Here is a 16,351-nt window from a genome sequence, read left to right as displayed (position 1 = left end):
GCATCACACCCGCCATGAAACTGAAAATGGCCGCGTAAGTTCTACGGATGCACCCCGTTAAAAAGGGGGAGATTACCGTCCGGCGTCCGCTTGCCCCCCAAGGCGGGACGTGGCGCGGGCAGGCGTGGCACACGCCAACACGGGTCCCGCCGCGCGGGGTTGCCGGCCTCGGACGGACGGGCTTAGGGGATCAATCAGGAGGAGGGACAGGTCCTCTCGGGGGAGCACCAACGGAGACCTGGCGCAAGACCATCATCCTCGTTCAGGGCAACCACAGGCCCCAGATCGCGCATCCAAAGGCGATGAACCTCTCGCATACCCTGATGCCTGCCACCACTGCCCGTATCCGAAGGCCAGCCGTATCCGAAGGCCAGAGACCGCGGGCAGACCCAAGCGCATCCGGCACCTTTCGCACCATCACCTGATGCAAGGGTTCGACGGGTCAGAGGCCCTGCCACGAGAGAGGGATGTTTCTGGGCCCCGCTCTGCGAGCACCCAAGGACCGCCGCAGCACGGATCAGAACCGCCCCTGCGAAAACACCACGAGGTTCGACGGCAAACAAGGTCACGAGTCGAGAAGCCCCTGCCCCATCGCATTGAGGTTGACCATCGCCGCAACCGCGACGACCGCGCCGCAGCCGCTGCAGATCAACGTCAGCATCACACCCGGCTCGAGCGCATGTTTCGCAACGCCATGAGCGAGCGCATAGCCCGCCACGGCAGCTGGCACCGCAAAGAGGCCGAGTGCCCCAAGACGCAGGAAGGGGTTCCGGGCGAAGCCGAGAACGGCGATCACGAGCGCGACAGATGCTGCGTCCCCCGCGAGTGCAGCGAGGAAAGACAAGCCGAAACCTGACCCGATCTCATGAACCTGCTGGAACGCAGCGATCCCGGCCATGACCGGCAGCGCGAAGACCGCGAAGCGGAGCGCAAGTATGCCAAGGGCAATGGACAGAGAGATGGCAAGAAGAACAAGCGACATGGACGCCTCCATTGGTCGGTGATTGTGAGGATCACGACAGGCTGCCCGAATATGCGCACCGCCTGCGACTATGCTGCTTCGCCGTTTCTGCTCGTAAGATTATACCCCAAGGCTGTGTGTTTCCCAAGCCTACAAGAAATGGCCATCTATAATCCGAGCTGCGTCGGCACTCAGAGTGGGCCCCTCAAAAGTCTCAAGAAACTTTCCATTGAAATGCTTTGCATACCAAGTCTTTTTCTCGTCCCGGTGCTTTGCGTATTTCTCCGATGACATCATCCCCCAATGTTCCCAATACCACTTCTCACCGTTCCAAGTCACCGAGAAGTCGGGGAGGTACATCGTCCCGTCGGGCGCGATCAATGGCGTTTCATATTCAAAAGCGACACCACGCTCGTGAAGCAAGTTTGCAATGATCAGTTCAGACTTCGAACGGACCATGTCCCCACTTAGCGCTTCATGTATTTTTCCTTCCTCATACCAGTCCTTGCGGTGGACGAGTTCGTCTGGGACGGCGTGGAAGTATCCCTCGTAGAGCGAGGAGTTGATCAAAACAGTCTGAGTGTTTTCAGGCCGCCTGGCCGATAACAGAGTCGAGACATCTCCCTGTACGAGAAGGGTACAGTGTTTAGTAGCGCGGGTCAGCGCCGTGTAGATCAATTCAGATGATAGCGAGCGTGCTTTCGATTTCGGCGCCAAAACATAGGTATGTTGGAATTCGCTCCCTTGCGCTTTGTGGACTGAGATCGCATAGGCAAGCTCAAGGTTGCTTTCCACACTTTCAGATCCACCATTTGGGAGATCGCGCCCATAGGCAAATCCAAGGTGATCCTTTCTTGCAAACTTGACCTGAAACCGCTTCATTCGAAATCGGTTCTTCTTCACGTCAAACCCATGCTTCTGCACGAAGCCGATCTCACCATTGAATATCTCTGAGCGTTCTGATTTCCGGGTATTGAAGTTGTACGCCCAGATCGGGTTGGACTTGGGCCTGTTCCGATATTGGATTACCTTGTCAAAAAGCGTAATACCGTCCACAGCGCCAAACCAATTCATCGTCCCCCTTGCTACCCGCTGCTGCAGTGCTTCGTTCAGAGCTTCAACGCCATGAAGCTCTGCGCGGTGCGGCGTAAGGACTTGGTATTTTTCCGGCATCCACTCAAATGCGGTTCGCCAGAGTTCGTAGGGCTTGTCCTCATTCAATGCCTGGCTGGTATGCGTAGACATATCTGTTTCGAGTTCTTTGATTAGTCGGTCTGCAAGCGTTGTAGGGTCGTCCCAGTAGATGACGCGAAGGTCTGTATCGACATTTCCGCCTTTGTGAACGGCGGATAGGAGGGCCTCAGCCCGCGGTGAGGTTGCTTCTCCATCCTCACGCGCCGAAGCACCTACGAACAGGTCAGCAAGGTCGAGTATGGCGGTGCCTTGCCCCGAAATGGCATTCCCCATTTGCCGAAGATTCTGATCGAGACGCGCAATACTTCCGTTGTCCTTTCGGTCGAGCCAGACAATCGTATCTGCGAATACCCGGCCTCTTCCGATAGGAGGAAGCTGATTGGGGTCACCAACGAGGATGAACCGGCGCACCTGTCGCCAATCTATTGCGCGAACCAAGCTGGCCATAAGCCCAAGGTCAAGCATCGAGGCTTCGTCCACAATGATTGTGCCGCCGCCATCACGCTTTCCTCCGCTTCGCCTGAAGGTCAGGTTGTTGTTCAGCCAGCCGCCCTTGGCCAGAAACGAGTGGACGGTCGAGGTTTCGACGCGGTCAATTCCGCGCTCATGAAGCTTTGCGCGGACGCGGTCCGAGGCTTTGCCAGTTGGCGCCATGACAGTAATAGGCGCGCCGTCTCCTTCGGTCTGACGGACTGCCCGTATGATCGCGCAAATGACAGTCGTCTTTCCTGTTCCAGCAGCGCCGGTCACGACGGCCAGAGGGCGGCGAAAGATTGTTTCACAGGCTTCTGCCTGAGCCGTTACCGCCTGTGTATATAGCTCCCGTGCTTTGGCGAGAAGAGAGCTTTTCTTGTCGAGAATCTCATTCTGCCAATCGCTTTCGGAGAACGGGCGCTGCAACTGAACGTCAGCGCGCCCGGACAGCTTTGTTAGTGCGTCTTCAATGTCTCTCTCATCGTCATAGACATCCTGCAGATAGAGCCAAAGTCTGTTTTCTTTCTTACGCAACACCAGCGCTTCTTCAAGCGTTGCGCGATCGACTTCGAAGTATCTTGCCGTGAAGTGTGCGGACTTCCATTCGGGAAGCTTCTGCAGGCGCGCATTCACTTCTGCAAGGATGCCGTCCGCAGCCCTGAAGGTCTGGTTCGGCTCTCTTTTCACCTGCTCCACGCAAAGCGCCCGAAAGCGCCTCGCATCGTCATACTCCATGTCTGCAAGAGGCTCGCCTCCAAGTTCCGGCGAAGGCAGCACCCCACGATCAATCGTCCCCCATGGAATGGTGTCGTCGGGGCTATCGCCGACATATCGCTCCGAGAGAACGTAGGGGTTTTCCGCCGGGGCACTGCAATCGCTCGTCAGCCCATGCTCTGCCCGCAAGCGTTCGTCTTCGCTGACAATCCTTTCGATCTGATCGAGAGTCAGATCGAGCCGTGGCAGCACGTCCCTGAGCAGGGTCCTAGCATCGTCCGGCTTCAGCAACCACTGCCTTGCCAGCTTGGACAGCGGCTTTCCCATGAGGCCATAGGGCGCCACCTCGACATTGTGATCCACAGCGTCAAAGAAGAGCTTGTGCGCTTCTTTTGACTTACCTTCTGCCATGAGACGCCGAGCATGGTCGGTTGCCTGATCGGCTCCAAGAAACCGCATGACGTTGAGTAGACCGGGATACAAACCGCGCTTGTTCCAAAGCTCGGCAATGCAACCAAGAATCCAGCGCTCCCGCTCGTCCCAGTTCTCGCTTTCATCGCCGAGAGCCTTCAACTCTCGGATGGAGCCGAGAAATTGCTCAAGCAGTCCAATAGCGTCATCGTTGGTCAGAAGTCGAGCGCCATACTTGCAAGTCCGCGGATTGTCCGGATAGACCACAAATTTATTGAGCGCCTCGGGGTCATCTCGATAAAGATGATATGGGAGACGCAACCCTTCGTCGGGGTATAGTGAGGTCACGTTGCGCCCCCAAATCATCCCTCCTGCAAATCTCTCGCTGATGTCATCGCTCACGTCGTCGTAAAGCAGGCGATCGGAGACGTTCTTGACCCGCGACACTCCGACCAGCACATAGCGAGGATTTTCTTCCTCGCTGAAGGGGTTGGAATAGTTCGCATAGTAAAAGATCAAGCTGTTCGCAGCTTCGATGCTTGCGAAGAATGCGTCGGCGTTCTCGGAGCGCCGGTTGTTGTCCAGCTTCCCGTTCTCATAGACATCTTCGCTATACATAGCCTCGTATGGCCATACACAAGTTGTTGCCGGAGGAATGTCCCATTCCGCACGGCTAGCGCCATCGAAAAAGAATTCGGGTGGGTTCGAATATCCACGTATTGTGTCCGGCCCGAATGCGTTGGCACTATAGACGCAGGGCGGTAACTCAGAACTTTTTAAATCTGAGATCGGCTTTCCGGCATTTGCCATTTCTTGATCAAGCTGCCGCTCGCGGGCAATAACATCTCCAGGGTAGGACTGGCATCCTACACAGTAACTATTCAATTCCGGATGTTCACAAATGCGACCGTCCCAGCCGTTGTCATGCCAAGCAATTCGCGCGGTCAAATGAACAGTCATGGTTTCGCTTTCTTCATACAGAGCAGGTTATTCGAGTTTTAACAAATCTTCGATCGAAGACCCTATATTTATTTGCAGGATACTTACCGTCCACCTACCAAGCCGAGTGGCGCTTCCTGCATACTTTTTGCCGCTTTCTTCGTGATGGAAGTCGATATAGTACCTCCTTCGTCTCTGTACGGAAGACTAGACGATGATCTCGGTCAAGCGTTCGTTATTCGACGTTGCGGATCTGCTCGTGTTCCGACGCCAAGCGACAAGAGTCGATTCAGAAAAAAATGCGGCGCTCACACGCCGCCCTCGTGCTTCAGGACCGGAATACCCAGTTTGCGCGCCTTGTCGGCAAGGTTCTCCTGGATACCCGTACCCGGAAAGACCAGCACGCCGATCGGCAGCACATCCAGCATCGCGTCGTTGCGCTTGAACGGGGCCGAGCGGCCGTGCTTGGTCCAGTCGGGACGGAAGGCGACCTGCGGCACCTTGCGGTGATCGGCCCAGCAGGAGGCGATGAGTTCCGCGCCCTTGGGTGAGCCGCCGTGCAGCAGCACCATGTCCGGGTGCTTGGCATGGACACGGTCGAGGCGCGCCCAGATCAGGCGGTGATCGTTGAAATCCGCCCCGCCGGTCACGGCCACCTTGGGGCCTTCTGGCAGAAGCAGTTGCGCCTCGGCCCGGCGGCGGGCGGCGAGAAAATCCCGGCTGTCGATCATTGCGGCGGTCAGGTTACGATGACTGACGCGCGATCCGGTCCGGGGATGCCAGGGCTTGCCGAGGTAATGTTCAAAGCCCTCGGCGGCGAGGTCGCGGAAGAGTTCCAGCGCGGTGCGCCGCTCGACCATGCTCTGCCCCTCGGCCACGAGGCGTTCGAGTTCGAGGGATTTGACCTCGGAGCCGTCCTGTTCCCGCTGCAGGCGGCGCTGCGCCTGTTCGTTGTCGTCGAGTTGCCGCTCGGTCCGCGCCAGCGCGCGGTGGAAGAGGTTGACCGCACCCCAGAGCAGTTCGTCGAGATCGGGTTCGAGCCGCGTATCACCCAGCGTCGTGACAAGGGCGTCGAGGATATCGGCGACGGCACCGGCGATCTGGCTGCCCTCGGGCAAGGGACGCGGGTCGGGTTCATCCTCGTAGGGGCGCCAGCCGTAGAGCTGGAGTTCGGTCAGGACGTGTGCGGTCGAGGACGTGCTGTGCTGCGGCTCATGGGCATCGGTTTCGGGATCAAGGGTCATCTGCGGGTTCCTTCCTCGGGGGAGCCGCGCGCCACACGCGGCCTTCGTGGCAGGAACGCGCCCACGGGCGGAACGGCCGGGCAGCCCGAGCCTGTCGCGAGGGCCTTGATGGCCAAGCCCGGCTATTTTGCCTCGCGATGCAAAGCGCCCCATTGGGCGCGGCGGAAAATAGCCGGAGCGCGGCCATTGCCGGGCCGTGCCGCTTGTGGGCCCCCTGCCCTCTGAGAAGGCCGTGCGCGCAGGCCTTTCCCGTGGATCGGACCCGCGCGGGATACCCCTCCGACAGCAATGCTGTGAGCCGTGCAGCGCCAGGCCGATTGCCGCCCTGTCACATCGGCACGAGCCGCGCGGCGTCCTCGGCGTGGAGATGCAACCGCAACGGCGCTTGCAAGGCTGCCAGACCATAGCGCCGGAGATCGTCGTTGAAGTCGCCCAGCCGTGGCGTGAGGGTCAGCGTTTTGATGCCGACCGCAGCTGCGCGCGCCTGCAGTCGATCCCTTGCCGCCGCGCCTGCGGGATCAAGGTCGCGCAACACGTACAGTCGCCGCAGACCAGCGGGGAACCGGATGGCGGCCAGGTGGCCCGACGAGAGCGCCGCAAGGGCGGGCATTTCCGGCAGGGCCGAACGTACGGAAAGAACCGTTTCGATCCCCTCGCCCGCGATGAGCACGTCACCGGGCGCACCGAACCGCACCCCGTTCCCGAGCAACGCCCCCATCGCGCGCCGCGGTGTGTCGATGTTTGCCTTGGCGCTCCCGTCCGGGCGCAGCCAGGTGCGATGGGTCCCGGTCTGGCGGCCCTCGAGATCGGTGATGGCAGCGAGCATGGCCGGAAGCCGCGCAACAGGCCCGCCACCCTCGGGCCGATAGTAGCAGGCGGGATGGAACCGCAGTCTTGGCATCTGGTCGAAACCGCTAATCCCCCGCCCGCGCAGATAGGTTTCCACCAGAGTGCCGCGGATCGGCGCGCCCAATGCAAACAGGCGTTGCGCCGCTTCCTGGGATCCTGTGGCAGCTGGTGGCTGTAAATGTAGAGAATGCTGTCGAGGCGGATCAGGTAAGGGCAGGCTCAAGAAACGGCGGGCTTCGTCGGCAACGTCCTTGAAGTCGAGCAATCCGCAGCTTTCGCGGATGACATCGAGCAGGTCGCCATGCTCGGACGTGGCCGCATCAGTCCATTTTCCGGCAGCACGGGTGCCGGTGGCTGGCCCGGACAGTCGAACGAACATGGACCGCCCAGCGGTGTTCCGAACATCACCCACCAGCCAGTAGTGGCCCTGCTTCCGCCCGTTCGAGAGATAATGCCGGCACACCGCCTCGGCATTTTCGGCAAGCTGGCGCGAGAGATCGGCGGCGGATCTTGTCATGGCGACCTCCATCATACTTGGACGAAATCAGGGGCCCGCCGTGACTGACGGGCCCCTGTGTTAGGAACCTGGGTGGAAGGTCCCGACCTGCTCGAAGGTCATTCGGCGGCGGTCCGGACGAAGGCGTCACCGGCGACGGGATCATCTTCTTTCGAGGGGTCGGAATCTCCGATAGCCGGTTCGCCGCCGTCTTCCGCCGATTGCGCTTCGCTGCTGTCGGGATCGTCTTCCGAAGCGTCATCGTCGGTGCGGTCCGCCTCGTCGACCAACTCGATCTCCGGTGCGTCCTCTTCCAGCAGCGGCGGCGTGCGCAGCGGGTCCGGCAGCCAGCCGGTGCCCACAAGCAGGTCCTCGGCGGCCGTCACCATTTCGGCCTTCTTCAGCCCGGCGATCCGGTCGGCGGCGTCCTCACCTTTCGCTTCGCGCACGGCCTCGAGGATGCGCGCCTTTGTCACGCGGCCGAGGTAGCTGTCGCCCCTGGCCGTCCAGCCCGCCTTCACCATGTCGAGTCCCACGGTCCCGGCCAGCACATCCGCATGCGCGATGGCGCGCGGTCGGCGCTGGTATGGATCATGGACGGCATTGACGCTCATCGCCACACAATGGGCGAAGAGCGCCTCGCGGCTGCCGCTGTCGAACTCGGTCAGCGCCTCCCAGAGGTCTTCTGGCGCTTTCGGCAGGTTCCGTGCCCATGTCTCGTGGCGCTGCTCGATGGCCTGCGCGTAGGTCGTGTCGCCGAGGCCCGGCACCTGCGATCCGAACGCGGCGTTGCGCGGTTCGATCTCGACGCAGCTGACGACGGCGTAGCGATAGAAGAGCCGCAGGACCATCGCGTGCAGCGCCGCGAGGAAGGCAGCCTGCGGGTCCTGGGCCAGCGCATTGCGCAGCGCCAGCGTACGATGCGCCGTCAGTTCCATGACGAGGCGGTCGGAGAGCGGTTTGAGACCGTCGTCCTCTTCCTCCTCGTCCGTGGTAGACACGGCCGTGTTATCAATGTCCTCGTCCGGCGCTGCTTCCGGTGCGACCTCGCCGAAATCCTTCACCTTCTCGACCGGCTCATCCTCGGGCCGCACATAGCCCCGCTCGACCCGCAGCCGCCCGGAGCTGTCGATGCTGACGAAGGCCCCGGCCAGCGCGAGGTCGTCGGCCTCGAACCGGATCGGACGTGCCTCAAGTGCCTCCATCGCCTCCTCGATCTCGCCCAACCGGGCATCGACCTCGTCCGGCAACTCGTCGGCCTCCGCATGCTCGGCCTCGAGCGCGTCGTATTCGGCCTTCTGCGACTGGTAGCTGGTAGCCTCCTCGTCGCTCATCGGCACCGCCTCGCCATGAACCCGACGCATCCCGAAGGTGTGGCCGTAGGGGAATTCGGTATCGACCTCGACCCATTTCCAGCCCTCGGCCCGGATCACTTCGGCATCCTCGGCCAGTTTCTCGCGCACCATGACGTCGAGCAGGGCGGCATCCTGCAGCCAGCCGCCATCGTCCTGCTGGAACAGGTCGCGCAGGATCTCGCCCCCGGCCTCGACGTAATCGTCGAGACCGACAAACTGCGCCCGCTTGTCCGAGGCCTGCACCGCGCCCTCGGTCAGCATGCGGCGGATCTCGTAGGGCTGCCGCGAATAGTGCCGCTGCTTCGCCTCCCAGACCTGCTCCTGCCGTGCATGATCGGGATTGACAGTGAAGGCCATGAGCTGGTCGAGCGTCATTTCCTCCTCGGCATAGGCGTCGAGCAGCGACGGCGCGACCGTGGCGAGCTTCAGCCGCTGCTTTACCACGCTGGCCGAGACGAAGAAGGCGGCCGCGATCTCCTCCTCGGTGCGACCCTTCTCGCGCATCGCCTGGAAGGCGCGGAACTGGTCGAGTGGATGCAGCGGCGCGCGCTGGACGTTCTCGGCCAGGCTGTCCTCTTCGGCGAGCCCCTCGGTGCGCACGATGCAGGGGACAAGCGCGGTCTTGTTCATGCGCTTTTGCTTGACGAGCAGCTCCAGCGCCCGGAACCGCCGCCCGCCGGCGGGGATCGTGTACATGCCGGTCTCGGCGCCGCTGTCGTCCAGCACCGGCCGCACAGTGATGGAGCTGAGCAGCGTCCGCCACGCGATGTCCTCGGCCAGCTCCTCGATCGACACGCCCGCCTTGACGTGGCGCACGTTCGACTGGCTGAGCATCAGCTTGTTGAAGGGGATGTCGCGCGAGGCGCTGAGGGTGATTTTCTGTTGCTTGGTCATCGGGATATCTCCGTGACAGGCCAGCCGGGAGCCTCTCTCCCGACCTCCAAACCCGTCACGGAAAACCCGGCACCCCTCTTGCTCTAAAGGCAGGCGGGCCACCGCGCTGCAACAGGGCCGACAAGTGACTAAAGGAACCCAAAGTACTTGAGCCACGCAATGACAGCGATAGCGGTTAGCAGTGCAGCTTCAGTCCAGAGCATTTTTTCCTCCAAGATGGTGTACGATGGCACTACCTTGGAGGTACAGGCTTCGGGTATCATCCGGAGTGTGAAAGGCACGAATCCTTCTTGCATGATAGCTGCCTGATGATTGCCTGATGATTGCCTGTCGAGAAACCATTTTGCTCAGGCTACACAAGTGACATCTTGGGGTTTTGGTAGAAGAATGAAGACAAATAGCACAAACACTTCCGGAGGCCTCCCAATATACCAACTCCAAGAGAAAATAAATTTCCTGGCAGAGTGTTTACACGAAAAGGGCTTGATATCGCGATCGTCGAGAAGGGCACTTGCTGAAAGATGCGATGTTAATCCAAAATCCCTAGATAGCGCTTGTTCGAAAAGCTCAATAACAAAGGAAATGCAGTCGAGTATTGAGATGGGCAGTGGAGTATCATTGAATCATGAAACGTGGAGCAGTGGTCAGCCGCACATTAATGGGCCTCATCGACTACAGTCACGTCGACTTGATACCGCAAATGATTTTCGGTTGCACGTCCGACGATCCTTAGAACTTCCAGTATCCGGAGGCCTGAGGGTTGTAGGGCAATCTCCAGTTTCCAATGCGCCGGACTTTGCAAGCGTAGCGATTTCGGACTTTGGCCAAGTGCCTGAAGCTGGCGCCGAGGTCTTGGCATTTTTGGAGGTGCATCTATCACGAGCATACTTAGATCACGAGATTAACTACGGGTTCAAGAAAGTCAGAGTTCGGTTGAGACTCGGCGTTGATCCCAGGCCGCGCTTGGTCGAGCGACTTGAGAATGGAAACACTATCGCAGATGCTCACCTCTCGACCGGCGGAACGTTAGAAGAACCATTTTGGGAGATCTCTAGTCCAAAAGTGCTGCAAGGGGACTACGTCACCAAAGAAGGTCCACTCGCAAAGTTTGCTGCTGAAACCGGCGCGCGAGTTACTGCGGAGCTTTCGGCGCATCTTTTCGACGGCTCGCTGGATATAAATAATTCAAATGCGGCTTCAAATGCAAAAACCCGCATCATCGAAAGATTAGTTGGAGTAATGATATCAGATGAGATCGAGGTGGACGGAAGAATAAAGCTCTCATCACATTCGATTCGATTTGAAGAATGATGCCACGCAGAAGTGAAATTAGAAATGCCGTAAAACGCGTCATTTCTCACGAAACGGACATTTTTTCGGAACTAGTGAGTATTTCTGGTCTCGATCCGAAGACGCATTTTCGGTTTGCGAACCTTTCAGGCGTAGACTTTGCCGGTTCGGACCTTGATGGCTACAATTTCGAAGGGGCAAATCTGCAAGACAGTGAATTTCGCGAAGCGCGCATAAAGGGAGCAAAATTTGGCAATGCAATTGTTAGCAATTCTCGATTTACAGAAAAGCAGTTTCGCTATCTAGTATCCCAATGCCCGACATCAATCGCTGCCGTCAAAGTTTACGATGCTTTAGGAAAACAACAAGCTCACAAGACAAAAGATGTTCAGACTTTTGCAGAGTACGTAGTTCGCCAAGCAATAAGGCTTGGCTTGACCAATCTTGATCTTAGCGCTCGTGTTTGCGGGCCCACTTTGCAGCACCTTCCGAGCAAGATAGGCAAAGCTACAAACCTAGAGACCTTAGATATTTCGGGCGTATCGGTTAAGGATATTTCCAGTGTTGGCGCTTTGCCAAAATTATGCAAGCTGAATATTTCGAGAACGAAGGTGAAAGACATCACGCCTTGCTGTCGATTGCAAAATCTTAAAGATCTTTCATTGGGCTCTACGAATGTTGATAGTTTGGCTTCACTTCAAAACCTTCAGGATCTTGAAAAAGTTGACATCAGCAGCACGAAGATTGCCGACCTTACGGCCCTTTCTAACGCGTCAAACATGAGAGAGTTAAGGCTGCACAACACTGGGGTTCACTCGCTGACACCCTTGTCCGCGATGCGCATGCTCGTACATGTTGACTGCTCAAATACGCGTGTAGAAGACCTTTCGCCACTATCAAAGGCTTTTGAGCTTGAGTTCCTCAACATTGATATGACTTTCGTTAAGGAAGTTTCCCCTCTTCTGCATCTGCAGAAACTTAAGCGTGTACATGCTCGAGGAGCTCAAATCGAAGGCTCGCCCTCATTGGATTCAATCATGCGACGAGTTTCTTTTTCATTTGGATAGGCGCAAGCTATTTCTAGCTCGCGCAACATCATCAAAGCTCCTCGTTGCTCAAAGTCACAATACTCTTTCCAGCAATGCCTTCGCCTTCCCCTCCATCACCAACCGCGCGTCCTGCTGGGGCTTCGACCGAGCCACGGCGGTGATCCCCTGCACGAAGTCGAAGACGCTCTCGGGCGGACGGCCTTCCTCGGCCAGCACCGTCTCGACGATCCGCCCCGTCTCCGCCTTCGAGAACCCGCGCTTCCTCAGGAAGTCCTGCCGGTCCTCGTCTGACCGCGCGACGATCTTCTCCCGCGCCGCGCGAATGCCGTCGATGAAGGGCGCGGGCGAGGACTCGGCGAAGCGGCTGAGCGCCGGGGCGGCCTCGTGGGCAAATCGCGAGGCGGCGTATTTCGAATGCCGGATGGTGATCTCCTGGAAGTCCTCGACGCCCCAGAGGTTGCGGTTCTGGCAGACCGCGCGCAGGTAGAAACTGGCGATGCCGAGCGTCTTGGCGCCCACCTCGGAATTCCAGCAGTAGAATCCCCGGAAATAGAGGTCGGGCGAGCCGTCTGGCAGCAGCCCCGCCTCGATGGGGTTCAGATCGTCGACGAGGAACAGGAACACGTCCCGGTCGGAGGCGTAGAGCGTCGTCGTCTCCTTCGTCACGTCCACGCGCGGGTTGTAAATGCCCGTCGACCAGTCGAGCACGCCCGGCACTTTCCAGCGTGTGTCGCCCGTGCCGTTGCCCGCGATGCGCTGTACGGCGGAGACAAGTTCATGGTCGTAGATGCGGCCATAGTCGGGGCCGGTCACGGCGCGCAGCTCCGTGCGACCATCCGCGACTTCCATGGTCTTGATCTGCTCGGCCCGGTGATTGGTCAGTCCGTACTGCAGGTTGATCCCCGCCAGCGGCGCGGGCAGCTGCCGCAGATAGGCCGCGGGCGCGCCGACGAGGCTCGAGAGTTAGCCAAAGGACCAATGCGTCGGCACGATGGGTTCATCCGCACCTGGCAGGACGAGACCCAGCTTTTCCGGGTTGTCCCGATGCGCCTCGACCCGGATCGCCGCGCTCTCCACCGTGCGCGTCCGGCTCCGCTCCGCCCGGCCTTTGACCGAGGCAAAGAGATCGTCGAGCGACAGATACCGCTCGTCATCCGGCCGCGAAAACCACTCCGACGACACGCGGTCCACGTTCGTGCCGCGCGACACATCCACCCTGTAGCCGCCGCTGGTGTTACGCCCGGCATCGATAATTTCGGTGTTCATTGGGAAACCTCCGCGACGGGCGCCAGAGGCCTCTCCTCCAGCCTTCAACCCGTCACGGCCCTCCCTGCCCGCCTCTGACTCTGGAAACGGCACAAGACAAACGGCTCCTCGACAATGTGGATGGCCAGAAATTCGCAGGTTTTCGGGGGGAAGTGGCGCACCCAGTAGGATTCGAACCTACGACCTTCGCCTTCGGAGGGCGACACTCTATCCAGCTGAGCTATGGGTGCAAACTGCTTACGCAGTGCTTACTTCAATTTTCCGCGGGATTAAAGCAAAGATCGGCAGTCCCGCAAACCACTGATCTGAAACGTTTATTTTCACTCATCTTCACACAACGGACCCTTGACATCAGCCTTCGGAGGGCAGCGCTCTATCCAGCTGAGCTACGGGTGCCTAGAGCCGCGTATACCGTCCCTTTTTCAGCCCTGCAAGACGTATCAGACGGATGTTGTTTCATCTGGCAAATTAGGAGTCCCTAAAACATCTGTCGGTACAGTCCAGCTGTCGTGAACAGAACGAAGTTGGGGCGTGGTTTCCATGATGGGCCGGTTTTTTCAAATGGCTGCACTCGTTGCGCTGGCGCTTGGTCTTCGGGCCGGAAGCGCGGTTGCGGAACCGGTTTATACATTTGGCGTCGAGCCGCAGTTCGAGGCACGGCGCCTCGCCGCGATCTGGCAACCGATCCTGAGCGAGCTCGAACACCGCACCGGCCATCGGTTCAGGCTGGTCGGGACGCCGCACGTCCCGGCGTTCGAAACCGCCTATGCCCGGGGCGATTTCGACTTTGCCTATATGAACCCCTATCACGCATTGGTCGCGGGAGAAGCGGACGGGACCCGTGCGATCATCCACGATGGTGGCCAACAGATGTCCGGCGTCCTCGTGGTCAAGGCGGACTCGCCCTATCATGCCGTTGGCGACCTGGAAGGACAGACGATCGCATTCCCGGCCCCGAATGATCTTGGCGCCGCGCTGCTGATGCGCGCCGATCTGGACCGGATTTTCTCCCTGCACTATGATTCATCCTACGTGGCAACCCACAGTTCAGCCTACTACAATGTGCTTCTCGGGGATGCTGCCGCTGCCGGCGGTGTGATGGCGACGCTGACTGCGCACGACGAGCTCGTGCGGCAAAACCTGCGCGTAATATATGAAACCAGGGGGCTGCCGCCGCATCCGGTGAGCGTTCATCCCCGGGTTCCGGACCCTGTGTCACAGGCTGTTCAGGCGGCTTTCGTGAGCATGGCCCAGACCGAAGAAGGCGCGGCGATGCTGGCCCGTGTTCCACTCGTCAAAGCGGCGAAGGCCAACCAGGAACAGTACCAGGCGCTGCGATCCCTCAATCTGGAGGGCTACCTCGTCACACTCCCGAAGACCGGGGGCTGAGACAGGCGCATGCGGCAATCGATATGGACAATCCGGCGCACGCTTGTCGTCGTTGTGCTGGTCGTGTCGCTCGCTCGGGCGCTGGCGTTCAACTATTTCTGGCTGCCCCGGATCACGGCGGTCATGACAGAGGCCCAGACCGATGAGGTCGAGCGCCAGATGGACGTTGTTGTCGACGCACTCATGCCCTTCCTTCTGTCCCGCCAGTATGCGGCGATCCATGAGACCCTCGACAGCATCATGGACCGCAACCCGAACTGGATCAGCGTTGTTCTGGCCGACGAGACCGGTCGCAAGATTTTCCCTTTCGGCAAGGTCGCCGTCGCCGAAGGCCCTGGTATCGTAAACCTCACCCGGGCGTTTACCCTCAATGGTTCCGGATCCGGGCGGATCATGGCCGTGGTGGATATCAGCATGTCACTGGACCGGTTGCGCGCCGAGACGGAGAGCCAGGGCCGCGCGGAAACGATCATCTTTCTCGCGCTGATGGGGTTCGTTGTCCTGATCATCGACCGCTTGATCATCCGCCGCGTCACGAGCCTCGCCGATGCCGCCGATCAGATGGCGCATGGAAACTTTTCCGCTGCGGTCCCGCAAAGCCCTCCCGACGAAATCGGGCGCCTGATCAACAGTTTCGTATCCATGCGCAGCCGCATTGCGCAAAACACCGAGGCGCTGAGCAGCGCGCGGGAGGCGGCCGAGTCGGCACTGGTGGCGAAATCCCAATTTCTCGCCCGAATGAGTCACGAAATCCGTACCCCGCTGAACGGGGTCATTCCAGTCGCTGACATCCTGTGCCATGCCGATCTCGACGAGGAGCACCGCCACCATGCAGAGGTTATCCGCGAATCCGGCAGCGCCCTGCTGGCCATCGTCGATGACATCCTCGATCTCGCCAAGATCGAAGAAGGCCGCTTCGAGCTCGACTGCGCGCCCATGTCGATCAAACGGCTCATCGCCGGGGTCCGCCGAATTCTTTTCACGGCCGCCGAGAAAAAGGGGCTGGAGATGCGCATCGATATTCACCCGTCCCTCTGGCACGCGCAGATCAGCGCGGATGAAGACCGCCTGCGGCAGGTGCTGATCAACCTGGCGGGCAACGCGATCAAGTTCACCAACTTCGGCGCGGTCACGCTTGGTGTCGAACCTATCAAGGAAAAAACGCGCGACGGCGTGCGTTTCTTCGTCAAGGATACCGGCATCGGCATTGCCGAAGAAGATCAGGCCCGCATCTTCGAGCGCTTTGAACAGGCGGAGGGCGGGCGCAATCGCCAGTTCGGCGGCAGCGGGCTTGGCCTTGCCATTTCGCGCTTTCTCATCGAAGCGCATGGCAGCGCGATCACCATCGACAGTACACCGGGCAAGGGCAGCACGTTTTCTTTCTGTCTTTGGGGCCCGGTACAAAGCGCCGCCCAAGCCGCACCGCAAAATGATGCAAACCGCGCGATAGCCCCGGAATTCAATGGCGCGCGCGCCCTGATCGTCGACGACAACGCAACCAACCGGTTCGTCGCCAAATCAATGATGGCGCAGCTCGGGTTCGAGGTCGATCTCGCCAGCAATGGCTCGGAGGCGTTAAACTGCGTGGCGGACAACATCTATGACGTCGTGCTGATGGACATGCACATGCCGCGCATGGATGGCCTCGAAGCGACGCGGCAGATCCGGGCTCTGCCGGGGCCACAGAAACACGTCCGGATCATCGCCCTGACCGCCAGCGTTCTGGCCGATGATGTGCAAAAATGCAAAGATGCCGGCATGGACGGGTTTGTTGCCAAACCCCTGTCCTCCGGTACCCTGCGGGATGCGCTGGCAGCCTGACCCGG

Annotated in this window: 9 protein-coding genes, 1 tRNA gene and 1 pseudogene; 4 read left to right on the top strand and 7 right to left on the bottom strand. The window is 59.5% G+C overall.

Translation table 11 applies throughout. The features are described 5' to 3' along the window. Positions 1-565: 565 nt before the first annotated feature. The 5 genes from ACN2XU_RS08500 to ACN2XU_RS08480 all read right to left on the bottom strand — a co-directional run bounded on the left by ACN2XU_RS08500 (position 566) and on the right by ACN2XU_RS08480 (position 9,531). Complete coding sequence (locus tag ACN2XU_RS08500) at positions 566-982, bottom strand: hypothetical protein (RefSeq protein WP_419409990.1); 417 nt, start codon at positions 980-982, stop codon at positions 566-568. Positions 983-1,111: 129 nt separating this feature from the next. Further along, positions 1,112-4,714: an AAA family ATPase gene (locus tag ACN2XU_RS08495; RefSeq protein WP_419409989.1), complete on the bottom strand. Its 3,603-nt coding sequence runs from the start codon at positions 4,712-4,714 to the stop codon at positions 1,112-1,114. 287 nt (positions 4,715-5,001) lie between these two features. Next, on the bottom strand, positions 5,002-5,937 hold the full coding sequence (locus ACN2XU_RS08490) for a DUF2493 domain-containing protein (protein WP_419409988.1): 936 nt from the start codon (positions 5,935-5,937) through the stop codon (positions 5,002-5,004). A gap of 328 nt (positions 5,938-6,265) precedes the next feature. After that, positions 6,266-7,303: a DUF7146 domain-containing protein gene (locus ACN2XU_RS08485; RefSeq protein ID WP_419409987.1), complete on the bottom strand. Its 1,038-nt coding sequence runs from the start codon at positions 7,301-7,303 to the stop codon at positions 6,266-6,268. 98 nt (positions 7,304-7,401) lie between these two features. Further along, positions 7,402-9,531: a ParB/RepB/Spo0J family partition protein gene (locus ACN2XU_RS08480; RefSeq protein ID WP_419409986.1), complete on the bottom strand. Its 2,130-nt coding sequence runs from the start codon at positions 9,529-9,531 to the stop codon at positions 7,402-7,404. Positions 9,532-10,359: 828 nt separating this feature from the next. Here ACN2XU_RS08480 and ACN2XU_RS08475 point away from each other — a divergent pair. Continuing rightward, positions 10,360-10,842, top strand: a complete 483-nt coding sequence (locus ACN2XU_RS08475) for a hypothetical protein (RefSeq protein ID WP_419409985.1) — start codon at positions 10,360-10,362, stop codon at positions 10,840-10,842. Continuing rightward, entirely contained in the window at positions 10,842-11,888 is a 1,047-nt protein-coding gene (locus tag ACN2XU_RS08470; protein ID WP_419409984.1) for a pentapeptide repeat-containing protein, read from the top strand. The genes ACN2XU_RS08475 and ACN2XU_RS08470 overlap by 1 nt, the downstream gene beginning before the upstream one ends. Positions 11,889-11,942: 54 nt before the next feature. On the opposite strand, the pseudogene ACN2XU_RS08465 reads toward ACN2XU_RS08470, so the two are convergent. Further along, positions 11,943-13,136 (bottom strand): annotated as a pseudogene (locus ACN2XU_RS08465) (DUF932 domain-containing protein). A 153-nt stretch (positions 13,137-13,289) separates the two neighbouring features. Beyond that, positions 13,290-13,366 (bottom strand) — tRNA-Arg (locus tag ACN2XU_RS08460). A gap of 331 nt (positions 13,367-13,697) precedes the next feature. Between ACN2XU_RS08460 and ACN2XU_RS08455 the strand changes: the two genes are divergently transcribed. Further along, positions 13,698-14,525 (top strand): phosphate/phosphite/phosphonate ABC transporter substrate-binding protein, encoded by an 828-nt coding sequence (locus tag ACN2XU_RS08455; RefSeq protein WP_419409983.1) that lies wholly within the window; start codon positions 13,698-13,700, stop codon positions 14,523-14,525. Between the two features lie 9 nt (positions 14,526-14,534). Continuing rightward, positions 14,535-16,346, top strand: coding sequence for an ATP-binding protein (locus tag ACN2XU_RS08450; protein WP_419409982.1), 1,812 nt, complete (start codon positions 14,535-14,537; stop codon positions 16,344-16,346). Positions 16,347-16,351: the final 5 nt, after the last annotated feature.

This window comes from Pacificoceanicola niger (genome assembly GCF_048553275.1).
Lineage (GTDB): Bacteria > Pseudomonadota > Alphaproteobacteria > Rhodobacterales > Rhodobacteraceae > Pacificoceanicola.
The sequence above is the reverse complement of the archived record's forward strand: the minus strand, read 5'-3'. Positions and strand labels throughout refer to the sequence as shown.